The organism is Pseudomonas sp. 1D4, assembly GCF_001728925.1.
Classification (GTDB): domain Bacteria; phylum Pseudomonadota; class Gammaproteobacteria; order Pseudomonadales; family Pseudomonadaceae; genus Metapseudomonas; species Metapseudomonas otitidis.
Genome location: NZ_LXJQ01000005.1, coordinates 62042 through 80317, shown reverse-complemented (window position 1 = coordinate 80317; position 18276 = coordinate 62042). Strand labels below are relative to the sequence as shown.

The window sequence follows — 18276 nt, the reverse complement described above, 5'->3', positions numbered from 1 at the left end:
CCCCGCGTAGGAATGTGCCTTTCCTCGCGGTCCGCCCGGGCCGGTGTCCAGCCGTTACCGTCAGTGTCAGGCGTGGCGATGGGCCCAGCTCGCAATGCCGTTCTCGCCACCGATGCCACGGGCTTCCAAGCGCTTCCAGACTTTCTCGTGCAGGTAAAAACCCACCGAGTTCACCAGGGGTTCCACCAGGGCCACCAGGCCGCCGACCGTCACGCTGCCAGTGAGCAGGTAAGCCACGGTGAAGGCAATGCCGAAGTGCATGAGGGTGAAGGTCATGGTCTTGAGCATGATGGCGCTCCCGGTTGCGAATGATTCATGTTCGCTAGGCTAGTGACCCTGCGATACGAAAGGAAATTCAACGCAGGAATGGTGGCGATAGCCCGGATCAATCAAGGGCGTACGACCTTCGTCTAGAAAGCGGCGGCGCTACGACTAAGGTCGTCTGTCACCCGTGCATGGTCGATCTAGAGTTGCTTTCACCACCCATGTGCTGTGGAGGACAACAACAAAATGAACGACAGCATTTACCAACGGATTCACGAGAATCCGCGCTTCCAAGAACTGGTGACCAAGCGTGAACGTTTCGCCTGGTTGCTCTCTGCCATCATGCTCGGCCTCTACCTGGCCTTCATCCTGCTGATCGCCTTCGAGCCGCAAGTCCTGGGCACGCGCCTCAGTGCTGACTCGCCCATCACCCTCGGCATCCCGATCGGCGTCGGGATCATCCTCACCGCCTTCGTCCTGACCGGCATCTACGTGCGCCGCGCCAATGGCGAGTTCGACCGGCTGAACCAGGAAATCCTCAAGGAGGCGCAGCAATGAGCGCGCGTATTCTCTCGCTTCTTGCCGCCGCGGGCCTGATGGTCGCCGCGCCGGCACTCTGGGCAGCCGGTGCCATCGAAGGCGATGTGCAACGCCAGCCGATGAACGTGTCCGCGATCGTCATGTTCGTGGCCTTCGTCGGCTTCACCCTCTGCATCACCTACTGGGCCTCCAAGCGCAGCAAGTCGACTGCCGACTTCTACACCGCCGGCGGCAGCATCACCGGCTTCCAGAACGGCCTGGCGATTGCCGGCGACTACATGTCCGCCGCGTCCTTCCTAGGTATTTCCGCGCTGGTATTCACCTCGGGTTATGACGGCCTGATCTACTCCATCGGCTTCCTCGTCGGTTGGCCGGTGATCCTGTTCCTGATCGCCGAACGCCTGCGCAACCTCGGCAAGTACACCTTCGCCGACGTCGCCTCCTACCGCCTGAAGCAGAAGGAGATCCGCACCCTCTCTGCCTGCGGTTCGCTGGTGGTGGTGGCCTTCTACCTCATCGCGCAGATGGTCGGTGCCGGCAAGCTGATCGAGCTGCTGTTCGGCCTTAACTACCACGTCGCCGTGGTCCTGGTGGGCATCCTGATGGTCTGCTACGTGCTGTTCGGCGGCATGCTGGCCACCACCTGGGTGCAGATCATCAAGGCCGTGCTGCTGCTCTCCGGCGCCTCCTTCATGGCGATCATGGTGCTCAAGCACGTCAACTTCGACTTCGCCGCCCTGTTCAGCGAGGCCATCAAGGTCCACCCGAAAGGCGAGGCCATCATGAGCCCCGGCGGTCTGGTGAAAGACCCGATATCGGCCATCTCCCTGGGCCTGGCGCTGATGTTCGGTACCGCTGGCCTGCCGCACATCCTGATGCGCTTCTTCACCGTGAGCGATGCCAAGGAAGCCCGCAAATCGGTGTTCTTCGCCACCGGCTTCATCGGCTACTTCTACATCCTGACCTTCATCATCGGCTTCGGCGCCATCCTGCTGGTCAGCACCAACCCGGCCTTCAAGGACGCCACCGGCGCCCTCGTCGGCGGCAACAACATGGCTGCGGTGCACCTGGCCAACGCCGTGGGTGGCAGCCTGTTCCTCGGCTTCATCTCCGCCGTTGCCTTCGCCACCATCCTCGCGGTCGTGGCAGGCCTGACCCTGGCCGGCGCCTCGGCTGTGTCCCACGATCTGTACGCCTCCGTGATCAAGAAGGGCAAGGCCAACGAGAAGGATGAGCTGCGCGTCTCGAAGATCACCACCGTCGCATTGGGCGTCCTGGCCATCGGCCTGGGCATCCTGTTCGAGAAGCAGAACATCGCCTTCATGGTGGGCCTGGCCTTCTCCATCGCCGCCAGCTGCAACTTCCCGGTGCTGATCCTTTCCATGTACTGGAAGAAGCTGACCACCCGTGGTGCCATGATCGGCGGCTGGCTGGGTCTGGTAACGGCCGTCACGTTGATGATCCTCGGCCCGACCATCTGGGTTCAGATTCTCGGCCACGCCGAAGCCATCTACCCCTACGAGTACCCGGCCCTGTTCTCCATCCTGGTGGCCTTCGTCGGTATCTGGTTCTTCTCCATCACCGACAAATCCACCGCGGCTGATGAAGAGCGTGCACGCTTCTTCCCGCAGTTCGTCCGCTCCCAGACCGGCCTGGGTGCCAGTGGCGCCGTCGCCCACTGATCGCTCGGCCAACAAGAAGAAGGGCAGCCACTGGCTGCCCTTCTTCTTTTTCGAGCCGGTCGTTCGCCGCGCTAGATGCGGCCCAGCAGCATCAGCACGATGACGATCACCAGCAGCGCACCGACGATGCCCGACGGGCCATAGCCCCAGGAGCGGGAGTGGGGGAAGACCGGCAGTCCGCCGACCAGCAGGAGGATCAGGATCAGCAGCAGGATGGTGCTCAGGCCCATGGTGGACTCCTTGGTTCTGATTGGTTCTGGACTTCCTGGCGCAGGGCGGTGAGGCTGTGCGGCCTTTTCTACCCATGCCCATGTGCTCCGACTTCAGCGGAGCACGGTGTGTTCAGGGTGTTTTCAATCCAACTTTTATCGAGGGGCGGCGTGGGACGCGCCGATGGCGAGCGGATGATCGAACGGATAGCGGCGGATGCCGTGGTGCTGGTGCACCTGGCCTTCATTGTTTTCGTGCTGCTGGGTGGGTTGGCTGTGCTGGTGCGCAACTGGATGGCGATGCTGCATCTGCCCGCCGTGGCCTGGGGCGCCTGCGTGGAGCTGCTGCACCTGCGCTGTCCGCTCACGGACCTGGAGAACAGCTTGCGGCACGCGGCGGGTGAGTCGGGCTACCCCGGTGGCTTCGTCGAGCGCTATATCCTGCCGGTGATCTACCCGGCCGGGCTGACCGATGCCATCCAACTCTGGCTGGGCGCCGTGGTCATCTGCCTCAACCTGCTGGTCTACGGACTGGTGCTGTGGCGTGTGCTGAGGCGCCGCGTAGCATTCTGAGGCGCTGTCGGGGATGCCGCTCGCGGGGCGCTGTGCAAGCTCGTGAAGCAACGTTTTGCACCGGTCATTCAGCGTCCTGATTTCGCGCTTCGGCGCCAGGGGCCTCGCTACACTGCGGGCATCTAGCACAGCAGAAGGCACCCTCACCATGCACAACCGCATCATGATCACTGGCGCCGGCTCGGGCCTGGGCCGCGAGATCGCCCTGCGCTGGGCCCGCGAAGGCAGCAAGCTCGCCCTGTCTGATGTTAACGAGGCCGGCCTGGCGGAAACCCTCGCCCTGGTTCGCGAAGCCGGCGGCGATGGCTTCACCCAGCGTTGCGACGTGCGTGACTACAGCCAGCTCACCGCATTCGCCCAGGCCTGCGAGCAGAAGCTCGGCGGCATCGACATCATCGTCAACAACGCCGGCGTGGCCTCCGGCGGCTTCTTCGAGGAGCTGTCCCTGGAGGATTGGGACTGGCAGATCGCGATCAACCTCATGGGCGTGGTCAAGGGCTGCAAGGCCTTCCTGCCGCTGCTGCAGAAGAGCCGTGGCCGCATCGTCAACATCGCCTCCATGGCGGCGCTGATGCAGGGGCCGGCCATGAGCAACTACAACGTGGCCAAGGCCGGCGTGGTGGCCCTGTCGGAAAGCCTGCTGATCGAGTTGCGCCAGGAGGGCATCGGCGTCCATGTGGTGTGCCCATCCTTCTTCCAGACCAACCTGCTGGATTCCTTCCGTGGCCCGACCCCGGCCATGAAGCAGCAGGTGGGCAAGCTGCTGGAAAGTTCGCCGATCAGCGCCGCCGACATCGCCAGCCATATCTACGACGAAGTGGCTGCCGGCACCTTCATGATCCTGCCTCACGAGCAGGGCCGGATGGCCTGGACCATCAAGCAGAAGAACCCTCAGGCCCTCTACGACGAAATGGCCACCATGGCCGAGAAAATGCGCGCCAAGAACCGCCAGGCGTCCTGATCGACCGGTCAGTTTATGGGGCTTCCAGCCTTGCCTGGCCGGGGAGTGGAGTAGTAGGGTTCCGCTCCCCGGCCTGCCTGCCGATCAACCTGGAAACCCCGTGAAGCCTGTATCCCGAGCCCTCCTGATGCTCGCCCTGGTGCTGGGGGCGATCAACCTTCGTCCCGGCATCACCTCCCTCGCTCCCCTCATCGAGCGCATTGCTGCCGAGCTTTCCCTGAGCCGGGGGCTGGTCAGCCTGACCACTGCATTGCCGGTCCTGTGCATGGGGCTGCTGGCGCCTCTCGCCCCGCGCCTGGCCGTGCGTTTCGGCCTGGAGCGGGTCATTGCCGGCTGCCTGGGATTGATCGGGCTGGCCCTGGCGGCCCGCCTCGGTTCCCACCACAGCGCGGTGCTGATCGGCAGTGCTGCCGCGCTGGGCGCTGGCATTGCCATCGCCGGCCCGCTGATGTCGGGCTTCATCAAGCGCCATTTCCATGACCACGTCGGCCGGGTCGTCGCCTGGTATGCCCTGAGCATGACCGTGGGCGGCGCAGCGGGTGCCGTGCTCACCGACCCGGTGGTGATGCTTGCCCAGGGCGGTTGGCACCTGGGCCTGGCGGCCTGGGCCATTCCGGCTGGCGTGGCGATGCTGCTCTGGCTGTGCCTGCCCAATCGGGCCGAGAAGGCGGAGGAGGGCGGGGCTGCCGGCCTGCCCTGGCGAGAGCCCAGAGCCTGGCTGATCACAGCGCTCTTCGCCATCCAGGCCGGGCTGTTCTATGCCCTGGCTACCTGGCTGGTGGCTCGCTATACCGAAGCCGGTTTCAGCAGCTTGCGCAGCAACAGCCTGTTCAGTCTGTTCATGCTGATGGGGCTGCCCAGCTCGTTCATCCTGCCCTGGCTGGCCCAGCGTTTCGGCAACCGTTATCACCTGCTGCTGGGGTGTGGCTTCATTACCACGCTGTGCCTGGCCATGATCACCTTTGCACCGACCCAGGTGCCCGGGCTCTGGGCGCTGTTGCTGGGCCTGGGGCTCTCCGGTTCCTTCTCCCTGGCCATGGTGCTGCCGCTCTACGAGGTGAACAGCTCCCTCGCGGTGAGCCGATGGACGGCGATGATGCTGTTCGCCGGCTACAGCCTGGGCAGCCTGACGCCGGTGCTTGCCGGCCTGGGGCGTGACCTGGCGGGCAACTATCAGGTGCCGTTCATGGTCATCACCGGGCTGGCTTCGCTGCTCTGTGTGCTGGCGTGGCTCCTGGGGCGACGCAGGGCTGAAGCGCGGAAATAGCGCGCAGTTCCTTTCCTGGCTGCCGGCCCTGTGTTAGAAGGCTGCCTCAGTTTTCCTGGAGTGCTTGTGTGGACTCTGAATCCATCGTCTATGGCTGCATCCGCGATTGGCCGTCCGATGATCCCGAGGTGCTGGATCATCGCCGCGAGACCAATCGCGCGGTGATCGAGCGCCTGCCTGCCGGCGATATCTGGCCCTTCCTCGGCCGCGAGATGTTTTCCTTCAGTCGCCGCCCCGGACTCGGCCTCTACCAGACCCAGGTGATCCACTTCGGCGCCAGCTACCCGGCTATCGAGTACGAGTGGAACCTCTGGGTGAAGCAGTTCGAAGCGTTGCTGGAACAGCTCTACTGGGGCAGCGCCGTGGTGCACCTGGAGACGGAGCTCAACGGCACCCACACCTTCCGCTGGGAAAGCGAGCAGGGCTTCCACAGCCCGCAGGAAGCCGGCCTGCGCGTGCGCTGCGCCTGGGAACGGGAAGGCGCGTTGCGCGGCTGACGCCATGCGGCCGGCACGGTCGCACTTGCCCTGGAGGCATCCATGCTCAATTACCTCTGGTTCTTCCTCGCGGCCCTGTTCGAGATCGCCGGCTGCTACGCCTTCTGGATGTGGCTGCGGCTTGGACGCAGTGCGCTGTGGATCGTCCCGGGGCTGTTGAGCCTGACCCTGTTCGCCCTCCTGCTCACCCGGATCGAGGCGGCCTACGCCGGGCGGGCCTACGCGGCCTACGGCGGGGTCTATATCGTCGCCTCGCTCTGTTGGCTGGCCTTCGTCGAGCGCACTCGCCCCCTGGCCAGCGACTGGCTGGGGGCGGCGCTCTGCGTCATCGGTGCTGTCATCATCCTGCTCGGGCCTCGCGTTTCCTCGTCCTGAGCCCCTCTGTCGCGTTTGTCTGATCCTGTTACCGGTTGGGGTGGAAAGCCGCCCTGCGACTGCTAGATTTTCGCACTCGGTGTTCGAAGATCCCTACGTCAGGCCCGCTCAACCATAACAAGCAGGACGGACCCCGCCATGGATACCTGCCAATCGTTTTCGACCGTCGAAATCAAGAATCTGGTGTTCCAGCACCTGTGCGACTGCTCGCCTGCCCAGCAGGTGGTGTTCGCTGCCTGCCGCGTGCCTTTCTATGCCTGCACCCGCTTGCGCTTCGGCGAGCCGGAAGATGTGCTGGTGGTGGCCGAGCTGCCCAATGGCATCCTCTATTTCGGCGAGGGTGACGAGGGCTTCGGGCTCGGCCTGCCGGACGGGCAGGGGCGGCTGCACTGCCAGGGACAGTACGCCCTCGCACTGACCCAGGCGCTCAGCCGAGCGGGCTTTCATCGCTAGGCGAGCAGGCACTGCGCTGGGTTTATGCCTCGCTGGAATGAGGTCATAGCGAAACGATCCAATGAAATGGCTTGCGCACAAAATAAGTGAGCGATAAATTTATCGCCATGAAAAGTTGTACGCTAAATAAAATCGCGCAAATCAAATCGGATCTACCCCAACGCAACCTGATCATGAGGACCGCACCATGAGCATCGAAAACGTCGTATACCGCGCCTACGCAGAAGCCACCGGTGGCCGTGATGGCCGTGCAGTTTCCTCCGATGGCGTGCTGGACGTCGCCCTGACCACCCCGCGCGAACTGGGCGGTGCCGGCGGCTCGGGCACCAACCCTGAGCAACTCTTCGCGGCCGGTTACTCGGCGTGCTTCATCGGCGCGATGAAGTTCGTCGCGGCACGGGACAAGTACCCGATGCCGGCTGACGCTTCCATCGAAGGGATCGTCGGCATCGGCGCCATCCCCAACGGCTTCGGCATCGAGGTGGAGCTGCAGATCAGCCTGCCGGGGATGGACAAGGCTCAGGCCCGCGAACTGGTGGACAAGGCCCACATCGTCTGCCCGTACTCCAACGCCACCCGCGGCAACATCGACGTCACCCTGACTCTGGTCTGACCGCCGGCACGAATGAAAAAGGCCCCTTGCGGGGCCTTTTTCATGTCAGGCGAGTTTCAGCAGGGTCATGCCCCCTACCAGCAAGCTCAGGCCGAGCCAGCCGCGCCAGGCCAGCCGCTGGCCGAACAGGGCCCAGCCGAGGGCAACGGTGGCGATGATGCCGAAGCCGCCCCAGATGGCGTAGGCCATCGACAGCTCCATGCCCTGCACCGCCTGAGCCAGCGCGGTGAAGGCCGCGAGGATGCAGAGGATGGACAGGCCGCCGAGCAGGCGCCGGCGGAAGCCGTCGGAGTACTTGAGCAGGACGTTGGCCAGGACTTCCAGGACGATGGCCACGCCCAGCCAGGCGAAGTGAATCCAGGTCACGGTGCTCATGCTGCTACCTCCTGGCGAGTCGGCTCGGTCGAGCTGTGGGTGCCGAACTTGATCAGCAGGATGCCGGCGATCATCACGCCGATGCCCAGCGCCTTGGCCAGGCCGAGGCTTTCCCCGAGCCAGGCGACGCTGACGGCGGTGATCAACACAATGCCGATGCCCTCCCAGAGGGCGTAGGCAACCCCGACCGGGACGCGCTTGACGGCCAGTGCCAGGAAGAAATACGACAGGCCGATCAGGCCGTACATCAGCAGGTGCCCCAGCACTGGGTTGTTTTCGTTGGCAAAGGACATGGAGGTGGTGCCGACGACCTCGAAGAAGATCGCCGTCAGAAGATAGATCCAGGAACGCATGGTGCCCTCCCATGGGCATTGCGGGCTCGCCGTCAGTGGCGAATGGCCCGTGTTTCGGATTCGGGTGTGCGCAGGGCGCAGGTGGCCGAAGTCGTCCGGCCCGAATGGGAGGGGCGCTACAGGTCGCCGGTCCAGTGGCCCTCGCGGGACACCAGACGGGAGAAGGACAGGGAAGGGGAGTGACTGTTCAACATAATGAACGGAATATTAACTTTAGGTATCCATGCGTATCAATCGATAGGTTTTGGCTAAATATTTCCGCAATTGTTAAGGGCTGGAGCGCACTTGCTTTCGGAGCTGGCAAAAAACTGTTCGCTTTATTGATCGTTATGGCGCTTCGGCGCCCTGGAGCGGCAGGCGCTGCCAGAGGCACCTGGAAAACGCGCTGGATGGCCCGTTCCACGGGGCTTAGACCATGGTCCAAGTCCGGTAAGACCATGGTCGAATGGCCCCACTGACAGGCGGGGGATACAAAAGACGGCATACAAAAACAACTACCCGTCGAGGTATGAGACATGAGTGCTGCTTCACTGTATCCGGTGCGTCCCGAGGTGGCTGAAAAGTCGCTGACCAACGAGGCGACCTACAAGGCCATGTACCAGCAGTCGGTGATCAACCCCGATGGTTTCTGGCGCGAGCAGGCTCAGCGCATCGACTGGATCAAACCCTTCACCAAGGTCAAGCAGACCTCCTTCGACGACCACCACGTCGACATCAAGTGGTTCGCCGACGGCACCCTCAACCTCTCCGCCAACTGCCTGGACCGTCACCTCGCCGAGCGCGGCGACCAACTGGCGATCATCTGGGAAGGCGACGACCCGTCCGAGCACCGCAACATCACCTACCGCGAACTGCACGAAGAAGTGTGCAAGTTCGCCAACGCCCTGCGCGGCCAGGATGTGCACCGCGGTGACGTGGTCACCCTCTACATGCCGATGATTCCCGAGGCAGTGGTGGCCATGCTGGCCTGCACCCGCATCGGCGCCATTCACTCCGTGGTCTTCGGCGGCTTCTCTCCCGAGGCCCTGGCCGGCCGCATCATCGACTGCAAGTCCAAGGTGGTGATCACCGCCGACGAAGGCTTGCGCGGCGGCAAGAAGACCCCGCTGAAAGCCAATGTCGACGACGCCCTGACCAACCCCGAGACCAGCAGTGTGCAGAAGCTGATCGTGGTCAAGCGCACCGGTTCGGACATCAAGTGGAACCCGCACCGCGACGTCTGGTACGAGGACCTGATGAAGGTCGCCTCCAGCCAGTGCCTGCCGAAGGAAATGGGCGCCGAGGACCCGCTGTTCATCCTCTACACTTCCGGCTCCACCGGTAAGCCCAAGGGCGTGCTGCACACCACCGGCGGCTACCTGGTCTACGCCTCGCTGACCCATGAGCGCGTGTTCGACTACCGCCCGGGCGAAGTCTTCTGGTGCACCGCTGACATAGGCTGGGTCACCGGCCACACCTACCTGGTCTACGGGCCGCTTTCCAATGGCGCCACCACCCTGATGTTCGAAGGCGTGCCGAACTACCCGGACGTCACCCGCGTCGCCAGGATCATCGACAAGCACAAGGTCAACATCCTCTACACCGCCCCCACCGCCATCCGCGCGATGATGGCCGAGGGCAAGGCCGCCGTGGCAGGTGCCGACGGCTCCAGCTTGCGCCTGCTGGGTTCGGTGGGCGAGCCGATCAATCCGGAAGCCTGGCACTGGTACTACGAAAACGTCGGCAAGTCCCGCTGCCCGATCGTCGACACCTGGTGGCAGACCGAGACCGGCGCCTGCCTGATGACCCCGCTGCCGGGGGCTCACGCCCTCAAGCCGGGTTCTGCCGCACGGCCCTTCTTCGGCGTGCAACCGGCGCTGGTGGACAACCTGGGCAACCTGATCGAGGGTGCCGCGGAAGGCAACCTGGTGATCATCGACTCCTGGCCGGGCCAAGCCCGTACCCTGTACGGCGACCACGACCGCTACGTCGACACCTACTTCAAGACCTTCAAGGGCATGTACTTCACCGGTGACGGTGCCCGTCGCGACGAGGACGGCTACTACTGGATCACCGGCCGCGTCGACGACGTGCTCAACGTCTCCGGCCACCGCATGGGCACCGCCGAGATCGAGAGCGCGATGGTCGCCCACCCGAAAGTCGCCGAGGCTGCCGTGGTGGGCATCCCCCACGACATCAAGGGGCAGGGCATCTACGTCTACGTCACCCTCAACGCTGGCGTGGAATCCTCCGAAGCGCTGCGTCAGGAGCTGAAGCAGTGGGTGCGCCGCGAGATCGGCCCCATCGCCACGCCGGACGTGATCCAGTGGGCACCCGGCCTGCCCAAGACCCGCTCCGGCAAGATCATGCGGCGCATCCTGCGCAAGATCGCCGTGGCCGAGTACGACACCCTCGGCGACATCTCCACGCTGGCTGATCCTGGCGTGGTGCAGCACCTCATCGACACCCACCGCACCATGCAGGCCGCCTGATCCGACTACTTCCCGCTCCAGCGAACGCCCCGCCCGGCCACAAGCCCGGCGGGGCGTTCTGCTTCTGGTCGATTGATATCGGATGGTGCCTGCGGATGACAGGCTGCAATGGGGGATAGCGAGCGGTAACAGTCGGGGTGTAACCTTGCGCGCCATTCTGGGGCGCCAGGGAGCAGATTGCCCCGGGCTGGTGCTGCGCGAGGTGAGTCTGACAACCTGGTGATCGGCTGGAGGGCCTGTTTTTTCTGGGGTTGTTGGAAAGTGGTCTGGTAATTGCTTTTTCAGAAGGTTCTGAATTGAACTGCCTAGCCATAAAAGAAGGTTTCTGTCAATCTCTCCCTCTCGGCCGTCCTGGCCTTTTGTAATTTGTTGTCGCATTGAAGAAATATCGACTTTAGGGCTGTCGCTAGAATGCCGCTCACCCGGCCAAGGCCAATTCCCTGAGTTCAATCAAGGTAATTCCCGCGCCTATTTCTACAATTCGCTGAATGGTCTGGGCACGATCTCTCCTGCCAGCAGATGCTTCCCTATTCCAAGGAGTCAAACATGAAGAAGATTGCCCTTCTCGGCGCTCTGGCGCTGACCCTGCTGTCGCCGCTGGCAGCCACTGCCGATGATTCCAAGCCCCTGCGTATCGGCATCGAGGCCGCATACCCGCCCTTCGCCTTCAAGACCCCGGACGGCAAGATCACCGGCTTCGACTACGACATCGGCAACGCCCTCTGCGAAGAGATGAAGGTCAAGTGCCAGTGGATCGAGCAGGAGTTCGACGGCCTGATCCCCGCCCTCAAGGTGCGCAAGTTCGACGCCGTGCTGTCCTCGATGACCATCACCGAAGACCGCAAGAAGTCCGTCGACTTCACCAACCGCTACTACCTGACCCCGATCAAGCTGGCGATGAAGGCCGGCACCGTGATCAACGACCCGCTGGCGGACCTGAAGGGCAAGAAGGTCGGCGTTCAGCGCGCCAGCACCTATGACCGCTTCGCCACCGAGGTCTACGCCCCGGCCGGTATCGAAGTGGTGCGCTACAGCTCGCAGAATGAAGTGTTCCTCGACATGACCGCCGGCCGCCTCGACGCGACCCTGGCCGATGCCGTGAACATCGACGACGGCTTCCTCAAGACCGAAGCCGGCAAGGGCTTCGCCCTGGTAGGCCCGGACTACACCGATCCGAAGTACTTCGGTGAAGGCGCCGGCATCGCCGTTCGCAAGGGCGACAAGGCCCTGGCGGACAAGATCAACGCCGCCATCGCCGCCATCCGTGCCAACGGCAAGTACAAGGAAGTCCAGGACAAGTACTTCCAGTTCAACATCTACGGCGAGTAATCCCCTCCGCCCTTCCCCGGAAGTGGCACAACCAGGACGTTGAGGCCGCCCCGCGACCACGGGGCACCTCTAAAAACTACCTGCGTTGTCATCGCGGCGTTAAAAACAGCCTCAAAATGCTCATTTACCCCACGTAAACTGCGCTTTTTCGTCTGTTTTTGCCTTGCGCTGACTGCCTCGTCCACGTTTTTAGAGGCGCCCTACGGCACCGCGCGACCGGGCGTCACGGTCGGCGGTTAACCTGCAGGTTGTGCCACTTTTTCATTGCAGCGGTGCTGTCCGGTTTCACCTGGGGCGCTGCAAGAGGACCTGAAATATGCTCAACGGCTACGGCTCGACCATTCTCGAGGGTGCCTGGCTCACCCTGCAGTTGGCGTTGTCCTCCATGTCCATGGCCATCCTGCTCGGCCTGGTCGGCGCGGCCTTTCGCCTGTCGCCGGTGCGCTGGCTGGCCATCATGGGCGATGCCTACGCCACCGTGGTCCGCGGCATTCCCGACCTGGTGCTGATCCTGTTGATCTTCTACGGCGGCCAGCAGGTGGTGAACCTGGTGGGGCCGATGGTCGGTTATGACGATTACATCGACCTCGACCCGTTCTGGTCCGGGGTCTTTACCCTCGGCTTCATCTTCGGTGCCTACCTGTCCGAGACCTTCCGGGGCGCCTTCATGGCCATTCCGAAAGGGCAGGGCGAGGCCGGCTTCGCCTACGGCATGAACGGCCGCCAGGTGTTCTTCCGCATCCTGGTGCCGCAGATGATCCGCTTCGCCATCCCCGGCTTCACCAACAACTGGCTGGTGCTGACCAAGGCCACCGCGCTGGTGTCCGTGGTGGGCCTGCAGGACATGATGTTCAAGGCCAAAAGTGCGGCAGACGCCACCCGCGAGCCCTTCACCTTCTTCCTGGCCGTGGCGGGTCTGTACCTGGTGCTGACCAGCGTGTCGCTGCTGGCATTGCGCTTCCTGGAAAAACGTTACTCCGTCGGCATCAAGGCCGCCGATCTGTGAGCGAGAGGGCGCATCCGTGATCTTCGACTACACCGTCATCTACGAGAACCTGCCGCTCTACTTCAGCGGCGTGCTGGTGACCCTCAAGCTGCTGGCCATTTCCCTGGCTGTCGGCCTGCTGGTGGCCGTGCCCCTGGCGCTGATGCGGGTCTCCAAGCAGCCCATGGTCAACTTCCCGGCCTGGCTCTACACCTACGTTATCCGCGGCACCCCGATGCTGGTGCAGCTGTTCCTCATCTACTACGGGCTGGCCCAGTTCGAGGCCGTGCGTGCAAGCTGGCTCTGGCCCTACCTGTCCAACGCCACCTTCTGCGCCTGCCTGGCGTTCGCCATCAACACCAGCGCCTACACCGCCGAGATCCTCGCCGGCAGCCTCAAGGCCACGCCCCACGGCGAGATCGAAGCGGCCAAGGCCATCGGCATGTCCCGCGCCAAGCTGTACCGCCGCATCCTGCTGCCCTCGGCCCTGCGCCGTGCGCTGCCGCAGTACAGCAACGAAGTGATCATGATGCTGCACACCACCAGCCTGGCCTCCATCGTCACCCTGGTGGACATCACCGGCGCCGCGCGCACCGTGAACTCGCAGTACTACCTGCCGTTCGAAGCATTCATCACCGCCGGCCTGTTCTACCTGTGCCTGACCTTCATCCTGGTTCGCCTGTTCAAGCTGGCCGAGCGCCGCTGGCTGGCCTACCTGGCCCCGCGCAAGGCCTGATGCCATGGAGCGCATCGACCACGAACTGCCCTGGGGCCTGCCCGGTACCCGCCGCCAGCTGAGCGTCTTCCGCTTCGGCGCCGGCGCGCGCAAGGCGTACCTGCAGGCGTCCCTGCATGCCGACGAACTGCCGGGCATGCGCGTGGCGGTGGAGCTCAAGCGGCGCCTGGCCGAACTGGAGGCCGAAGGCCGCCTGACCGGCTGCATCGAACTGGTGCCGGTGGCCAACCCCATCGGCCTCGGCCAGGTGCTGCAGGCCACTCACCTGGGTCGCTTCGAGTTCACCAGTGGGCGCAACTTCAACCGGGGCTTCGTCGACCTGGCAGCCCAGATCGAGGCCAGCCTGGAAGGGCGCCTGGGTGATGATGCCGATGCCAACCGCACCACCATCCGCGAGGCCATGCAGGCCGCCCTGCGCCAGTTGCCACCGGCCGCTTCGGAGCTGGAGGGCCTGCAGCGCCTGCTGCTGACCCACGCCTGCGACGCCGACCTGGTGCTGGACCTGCATTGCGACCTGGAGGCGGCCGTGCACCTGTACTGCCTGCCGCAGCACGCCACGCCGCTGGCCGGGCTCTCGGCCCGCCTGGGGGCCGCTGCCGTGCTCACCGCTGAAGAGTCCGGCGGCAGCTCCTTCGACGAGGCCTGTTCGCTGCCCTGGCTGCGCCTGGCCCGGCGCTTCCCGCAGGCGTCGATTCCGCTGGCCTGCGTGGCCAGCACGGTCGAGCTGGGCGGCGTGGCCGATACCGACCGCCCGCTGTCCGAGGCGCGCGCCGAGGCCATTCTCGCAGTACTCGCCGAGCACGGGCTGATCGACGGTGACTGGCCGGCCGCACCGCCGGCACGGTGCGAGCCGACCCCCTTCGAGGGCACCGAACTGCTCTATCCGCCCCATGCCGGCGTGGTTAGCTTCCTGCAGCCTGCCGGTGCGCGGGTCAGGGCGGGTGAGCCGCTGTTCGAAGTGATCGACCCCTTGAGCGACCGCCATTCAACGGTGTGCGCCACGGTGGACGGCGTGCTGTTCGCCCGTGAGCGCACCCGCTTCGCCCAACCCGGACTGTGGCTGGCCAAGGTGGCCGGCCGTGAACCCATTCGTCAGGGACGCTTGCTGAGCGACTGATCCAATCGCATCGAGATCGAGACCATGTACAAACTGGAAGTCCAAGACCTGCACAAGCGCTACGGCAGCCATGAAGTCCTCAAGGGCGTCTCCCTGGCCGCCAAGGCGGGCGATGTGATCAGCATCATCGGCTCGAGCGGATCGGGCAAAAGTACCTTCCTGCGCTGCATCAACCTGCTGGAGCAGCCCCACGGCGGCAAGATCCTGCTCAATGGCGAGGAGCTCAAGCTGGTGGCCAACAAGGATGGCGGCCTCAAGGCGGCCGACCCCAAGCAGCTGCAGCGCATGCGCTCGCGCCTGGCCATGGTGTTCCAGCACTTCAACCTGTGGTCGCACATGAGCGCCCTGGAGAACGTCATCGAAGCGCCGGTGCACGTGCTCGGCGTGTCGAAGAAGGAAGCCATCGAGAAGGCCGAGCACTACCTGGCCAAGGTCGGCGTGGCCCACCGCAAGGACGCCTACCCGGCGCACATGTCCGGCGGTGAGCAGCAGCGCGTCGCCATCGCCCGCGCCCTGGCGGTGGAGCCGGAGGTGATGCTGTTCGACGAGCCCACTTCCGCCCTCGACCCCGAACTGGTGGGCGAGGTGCTCAAGGTGATGAAGGACCTGGCCCTGGAAGGCCGCACCATGGTGGTGGTCACCCACGAGATGGGCTTCGCCCGTGAGGTGTCCAACCAGTTGATTTTCCTGCACAAGGGCGTGGTCGAAGAGACCGGCTGCCCGAAGGATGTGTTGGCCAATCCACAATCCGAGCGGCTCAAGCAGTTCCTCTCCGGAAGCCTCAAGTAAATCGTGCCGACTGAGGCTAAGCTGCCTGCCATGACTGCCCAACGAATCGGTTTCCTGCTTTGGCCCGGCACCAAGGCCATGACCCTGGCGCTGGCCGAGGAGGCCCTGCGCGTCGCCCAGCGCCTGCACCCGGAAGTGGTCTACGACCTGCACTTCCTCCAGGCCGAGCCGCCGGCCGAAGGCGGCTGGCGCCTGCCGGGCGAGCCCTGGACCGGCAGGCTGGAAGGGCTGACACGCCTGTTCCTGCTGGCTGACGAGCCGCCGGCGGCGGTGTCCGTCGGGCTGGCCACGGCACTGAAGCAGGTGGCCCGCACCGGCTGCGTGGTGGGCGGGCTCTCCGCCGGGGTCTACCCGCTGGCGCAACTGGGCCTGCTGGACGGTTACCGCGCGGCGGTGCACTGGCGTTGGCAGGACGATTTCAGCGAGCGCTTCCCCAAGGTCATCGCCACCAGCCATCTGTTCGACTGGGACCGCGACCGCCTCACCGCCTGTGGCGGCCTGGCTGTGCTCGACCTGCTGCTGGCGGTGCTGGCCCGTGACCACGGCGCCGAGCTGGCCGGCGCCGTGTCCGAGGAACTGGTGGTGGAGCGCATCCGCGAAGGCGGCGAACGCCAGCGCATCCCGCTGCAGAACCGCCTCGGCTCCAGCCACCCGAAGCTCACCCAGGCGGTGCTGCTGATGGAGGCCAACATCGAGGAGCCGCTCACCACCGACGAGATCGCCCAGCACGTGTGCGTGTCGCGTCGCCAGCTTGAGCGCATCTTCAAGCAGTACCTCAACCGCGTGCCCAGCCAGTACTATCTGGAGCTACGCCTGAACAAGGCCCGGCAGATGCTGATGCAGACCAGCAAGTCGATCATCCAGATCGGCCTGTCCTGCGGCTTCTCCTCCGGCCCGCACTTCTCCAGTGCCTACCGCAACTTCTTCGGCGTCACCCCCCGCGAAGACCGCAACCAGCGGCGCAGCGGCGGCCCCTTCGACAACCAGCCGGCGCTGTCCGAGCGCGGCTGATCACCGGTGCCGGGCGGGCGGCTTGCAGCGCCCGGCGCCTCGTTCCTTTCTTCCTTGTGCTGGCAGCCCCGGTTGCGGGTGCGGCGTGCCAGTGCATGGCGTCTCGATGCGCCGTCTCGCCCCGTGTCCTTGCGCATGATGGATACCCGCTGGTCATCCCGTGGCGAATACGCTGTGCCCCGTGCGTCCTGTGGCGATCCGCGTTTAAACTGCGCCTTCCCGACGCTTTCTGTCGCATTTCCGAAAGCCTCGGATTTTCGCGGGTTTGCGCTGTAAGAAGTTGTCGCTTGGCGGCAATGCCAACCCCGGATCACTCCCTACAATCCTTTCACCACTAGCCGCTTCAGGCAGGAGAAACTGATGTCCGTTGAGCATGCGCAGGTCGAGCGCGCCGATTTCGATCAGCTGATGGTCCCCAACTATGCCCCCGCCGCGTTCATCCCGGTGCGAGGCCAGGGTTCCCGCGTCTGGGACCAGAGCGGCCGTGAACTGATCGACTTCGCCGGCGGCATCGCCGTGAACTCCCTGGGGCATGCTCACCCGGCACTGGTCAAGGCACTGACCGAGCAGGCCAACAAGCTCTGGCACGTTTCCAACGTCTTCACCAACGAGCCGGCCCTGCGCCTGGCCCGGAAGCTGGTGGACGCCACCTTCGCCGAGCGCGTGTTCCTCGCCAACTCCGGCGCCGAGGCCAACGAGGCCGCGTTCAAGCTGGCCCGTCGCTACGCCCATGACGTTTATGGCCCGCAGAAGCACGAGATCATCGCCGCCACCAACAGCTTCCACGGCCGCACCCTGTTCACCGTGACCGTGGGCGGCCAGCCGAAGTACTCCGACGGCTTCGGTCCGAAGATGGAAGGCATCACCCATGTGCCGTTCAACGACCTGGAAGCCCTGAAGGCCGCCATCTCCGACAAGACCTGCGCCGTGGTCCTCGAACCCGTGCAAGGGGAGGGCGGCGTGCTGCCGGCCGACCAGGCCTACCTGGAAGGCGCCCGCAAGCTGTGCGACGAGCACAACGCGCTGCTGGTGTTCGACGAAGTGCAGAGCGGCATGGGCCGCAGCGGCCACCTGTTCGCCTACCAGCACTACGGCGTGACCCCGGACATCCTCTCCAGCGCCAAGAGCCTGGGCGGCGGTTTCCCCATCGGCGCCATGCTGACCACCACCGAGATCGCCAAGCACCTCTCCGTGGGCACCCACGGCACCACCTACGGTGGCAACCCGCTGGCCTGCGCCGTGGCCGAAGCGGTGCTGGACGTGATCAACACCCCCGACGTGCTCAGCGGCATCACCGCCAAGCATGAGCGCTTCAAGGCACGCCTCGAGGCCATCGGCCAGAAATACGGCCTGTTCAGTGAAGTACGCGGCCTGGGCCTGCTGATTGGCGCAGTGCTGGCCGATGCCTGGAAAGGCAAGGCCAAGGACGTGCTCAACGCCGCCGAGAAGGAGGCCGTGATGGTGCTGCAGGCCAGTCCGGACGTGGTGCGCTTCGCGCCCAGCCTGGTGATCCCGGATGCCGACATCGACGAAGGCCTGGACCGTTTCGAGCGCGCCGTGGCCAAGCTGACCCAGGCCTGAGGGCCCGGAAGGCGCGGCACAGGAGGTGCCGCGCCGCACAACCAGGGATGAAGGTTTTTCATGCGTGATCGGCGGCCCATTGGCCGCCGTTTTCT

At 64.6% G+C, this 18276-nt stretch carries 21 protein-coding genes; 17 read left to right on the top strand and 4 right to left on the bottom strand.

The features are described from left to right. Nucleotides 1-66: 66 nt before the first annotated feature. On the bottom strand, nucleotides 67-288 hold the full coding sequence (locus A7D27_RS04130) for a DUF2061 domain-containing protein (RefSeq protein WP_069559676.1): 222 nt from the start codon (nucleotides 286-288) through the stop codon (nucleotides 67-69). A gap of 222 nt (nucleotides 289-510) precedes the next feature. Here A7D27_RS04130 and A7D27_RS04125 point away from each other — a divergent pair, with 222 nt between their 5' ends. Together A7D27_RS04125 and A7D27_RS04120 are read left to right on the top strand one after the other, a co-directional pair. After that, nucleotides 511-822: a DUF485 domain-containing protein gene (locus tag A7D27_RS04125; RefSeq protein ID WP_069559675.1), complete on the top strand. Its 312-nt coding sequence runs from the start codon at nucleotides 511-513 to the stop codon at nucleotides 820-822. Next, a complete protein-coding gene (locus A7D27_RS04120) occupies nucleotides 819-2486 on the top strand; it encodes a cation acetate symporter (protein WP_069564155.1) in 1668 nt (555 codons plus the stop codon). Before A7D27_RS04125 ends, A7D27_RS04120 begins: the two co-directional genes overlap by 4 nt. A 71-nt stretch (nucleotides 2487-2557) precedes the next feature. On the opposite strand, the gene A7D27_RS04115 is transcribed toward A7D27_RS04120, so the two are convergent. Continuing rightward, complete coding sequence (locus tag A7D27_RS04115) at nucleotides 2558-2716, bottom strand: DUF3309 family protein (protein ID WP_069559673.1); 159 nt, start codon at nucleotides 2714-2716, stop codon at nucleotides 2558-2560. A 174-nt stretch (nucleotides 2717-2890) separates the two neighbouring features. Between A7D27_RS04115 and A7D27_RS04110 the strand changes: the two genes are divergently transcribed. The 7 genes from A7D27_RS04110 to A7D27_RS04080 all read left to right on the top strand — a co-directional run bounded on the left by A7D27_RS04110 (nucleotide 2891) and on the right by A7D27_RS04080 (nucleotide 7434). Further along, nucleotides 2891-3268: a DUF2784 domain-containing protein gene (locus A7D27_RS04110; protein WP_069559672.1), complete on the top strand. Its 378-nt coding sequence runs from the start codon at nucleotides 2891-2893 to the stop codon at nucleotides 3266-3268. A gap of 148 nt (nucleotides 3269-3416) precedes the next feature. Continuing rightward, nucleotides 3417-4229 (top strand): SDR family oxidoreductase, encoded by an 813-nt coding sequence (locus A7D27_RS04105; RefSeq protein ID WP_069559671.1) that lies wholly within the window; start codon nucleotides 3417-3419, stop codon nucleotides 4227-4229. A 100-nt stretch (nucleotides 4230-4329) separates the two neighbouring features. Then, entirely contained in the window at nucleotides 4330-5496 is a 1167-nt protein-coding gene (locus A7D27_RS04100; protein WP_069564154.1) for a CynX/NimT family MFS transporter, read from the top strand. 68 nt (nucleotides 5497-5564) lie between these two features. After that, complete coding sequence (locus A7D27_RS04095; RefSeq protein WP_044412337.1) at nucleotides 5565-5993, top strand: hypothetical protein; 429 nt, start codon at nucleotides 5565-5567, stop codon at nucleotides 5991-5993. 42 nt (nucleotides 5994-6035) lie between these two features. After that, complete coding sequence (locus A7D27_RS04090) at nucleotides 6036-6368, top strand: YnfA family protein (protein WP_069559669.1); 333 nt, start codon at nucleotides 6036-6038, stop codon at nucleotides 6366-6368. 138 nt (nucleotides 6369-6506) lie between these two features. Next, nucleotides 6507-6821: a hypothetical protein gene (locus tag A7D27_RS04085; RefSeq protein WP_069559668.1), complete on the top strand. Its 315-nt coding sequence runs from the start codon at nucleotides 6507-6509 to the stop codon at nucleotides 6819-6821. A 187-nt stretch (nucleotides 6822-7008) separates the two neighbouring features. After that, the gene (locus A7D27_RS04080) at nucleotides 7009-7434 is read left to right on the top strand and encodes an organic hydroperoxide resistance protein (RefSeq protein ID WP_044412328.1); all 426 of its coding nucleotides are present in this window, start codon (nucleotides 7009-7011) and stop codon (nucleotides 7432-7434) included. 45 nt (nucleotides 7435-7479) lie between these two features. On the opposite strand, the gene mdtI is transcribed toward A7D27_RS04080, so the two are convergent. Both mdtI and A7D27_RS04070 read right to left on the bottom strand, forming a co-directional pair. Beyond that, nucleotides 7480-7809, bottom strand: coding sequence for a multidrug/spermidine efflux SMR transporter subunit MdtI (gene mdtI / locus A7D27_RS04075; RefSeq protein ID WP_069559666.1), 330 nt, complete (start codon nucleotides 7807-7809; stop codon nucleotides 7480-7482). Further along, nucleotides 7806-8162 carry an SMR family transporter gene (locus tag A7D27_RS04070; protein ID WP_044412322.1) on the bottom strand — a complete coding sequence of 119 codons (357 nt, stop codon included), beginning with the start codon at nucleotides 8160-8162 and terminating at the stop codon, nucleotides 7806-7808. The genes mdtI and A7D27_RS04070 overlap by 4 nt, the downstream gene beginning before the upstream one ends. A gap of 515 nt (nucleotides 8163-8677) precedes the next feature. On the opposite strand from A7D27_RS04070, the gene acs reads away from it, so the two are divergent. The 8 genes from acs (at nucleotide 8678) to A7D27_RS04030 (ending at nucleotide 18181) form a co-directional block, all read left to right on the top strand. After that, nucleotides 8678-10633, top strand: coding sequence for an acetate--CoA ligase (acs, locus tag A7D27_RS04065; RefSeq protein ID WP_069564153.1), 1956 nt, complete (start codon nucleotides 8678-8680; stop codon nucleotides 10631-10633). 546 nt (nucleotides 10634-11179) lie between these two features. After that, entirely contained in the window at nucleotides 11180-11962 is a 783-nt protein-coding gene (locus A7D27_RS04060; protein ID WP_069564152.1) for an ABC transporter substrate-binding protein, read from the top strand. Nucleotides 11963-12278: 316 nt separating this feature from the next. Continuing rightward, nucleotides 12279-12968, top strand: a complete 690-nt coding sequence (locus A7D27_RS04055; RefSeq protein WP_069559663.1) for an ABC transporter permease — start codon at nucleotides 12279-12281, stop codon at nucleotides 12966-12968. A 16-nt stretch (nucleotides 12969-12984) separates the two neighbouring features. Continuing rightward, entirely contained in the window at nucleotides 12985-13683 is a 699-nt protein-coding gene (locus tag A7D27_RS04050) for an ABC transporter permease (protein WP_044412311.1), read from the top strand. A 4-nt stretch (nucleotides 13684-13687) separates the two neighbouring features. Beyond that, nucleotides 13688-14800 carry a succinylglutamate desuccinylase/aspartoacylase family protein gene (locus A7D27_RS04045; protein WP_069564151.1) on the top strand — a complete coding sequence of 371 codons (1113 nt, stop codon included), beginning with the start codon at nucleotides 13688-13690 and terminating at the stop codon, nucleotides 14798-14800. Between the two features lie 24 nt (nucleotides 14801-14824). Continuing rightward, nucleotides 14825-15589, top strand: coding sequence for an arginine/ornithine transport ATP-binding protein AotP (gene aotP / locus A7D27_RS04040; RefSeq protein WP_044412306.1), 765 nt, complete (start codon nucleotides 14825-14827; stop codon nucleotides 15587-15589). Nucleotides 15590-15619: 30 nt separating this feature from the next. Continuing rightward, nucleotides 15620-16600 carry a transcriptional regulator ArgR gene (argR, locus tag A7D27_RS04035; RefSeq protein WP_069564150.1) on the top strand — a complete coding sequence of 327 codons (981 nt, stop codon included), beginning with the start codon at nucleotides 15620-15622 and terminating at the stop codon, nucleotides 16598-16600. A gap of 360 nt (nucleotides 16601-16960) precedes the next feature. After that, on the top strand, nucleotides 16961-18181 hold the full coding sequence (locus A7D27_RS04030; RefSeq protein ID WP_069564149.1) for an aspartate aminotransferase family protein: 1221 nt from the start codon (nucleotides 16961-16963) through the stop codon (nucleotides 18179-18181). Nucleotides 18182-18276 lie beyond the last annotated feature (95 nt).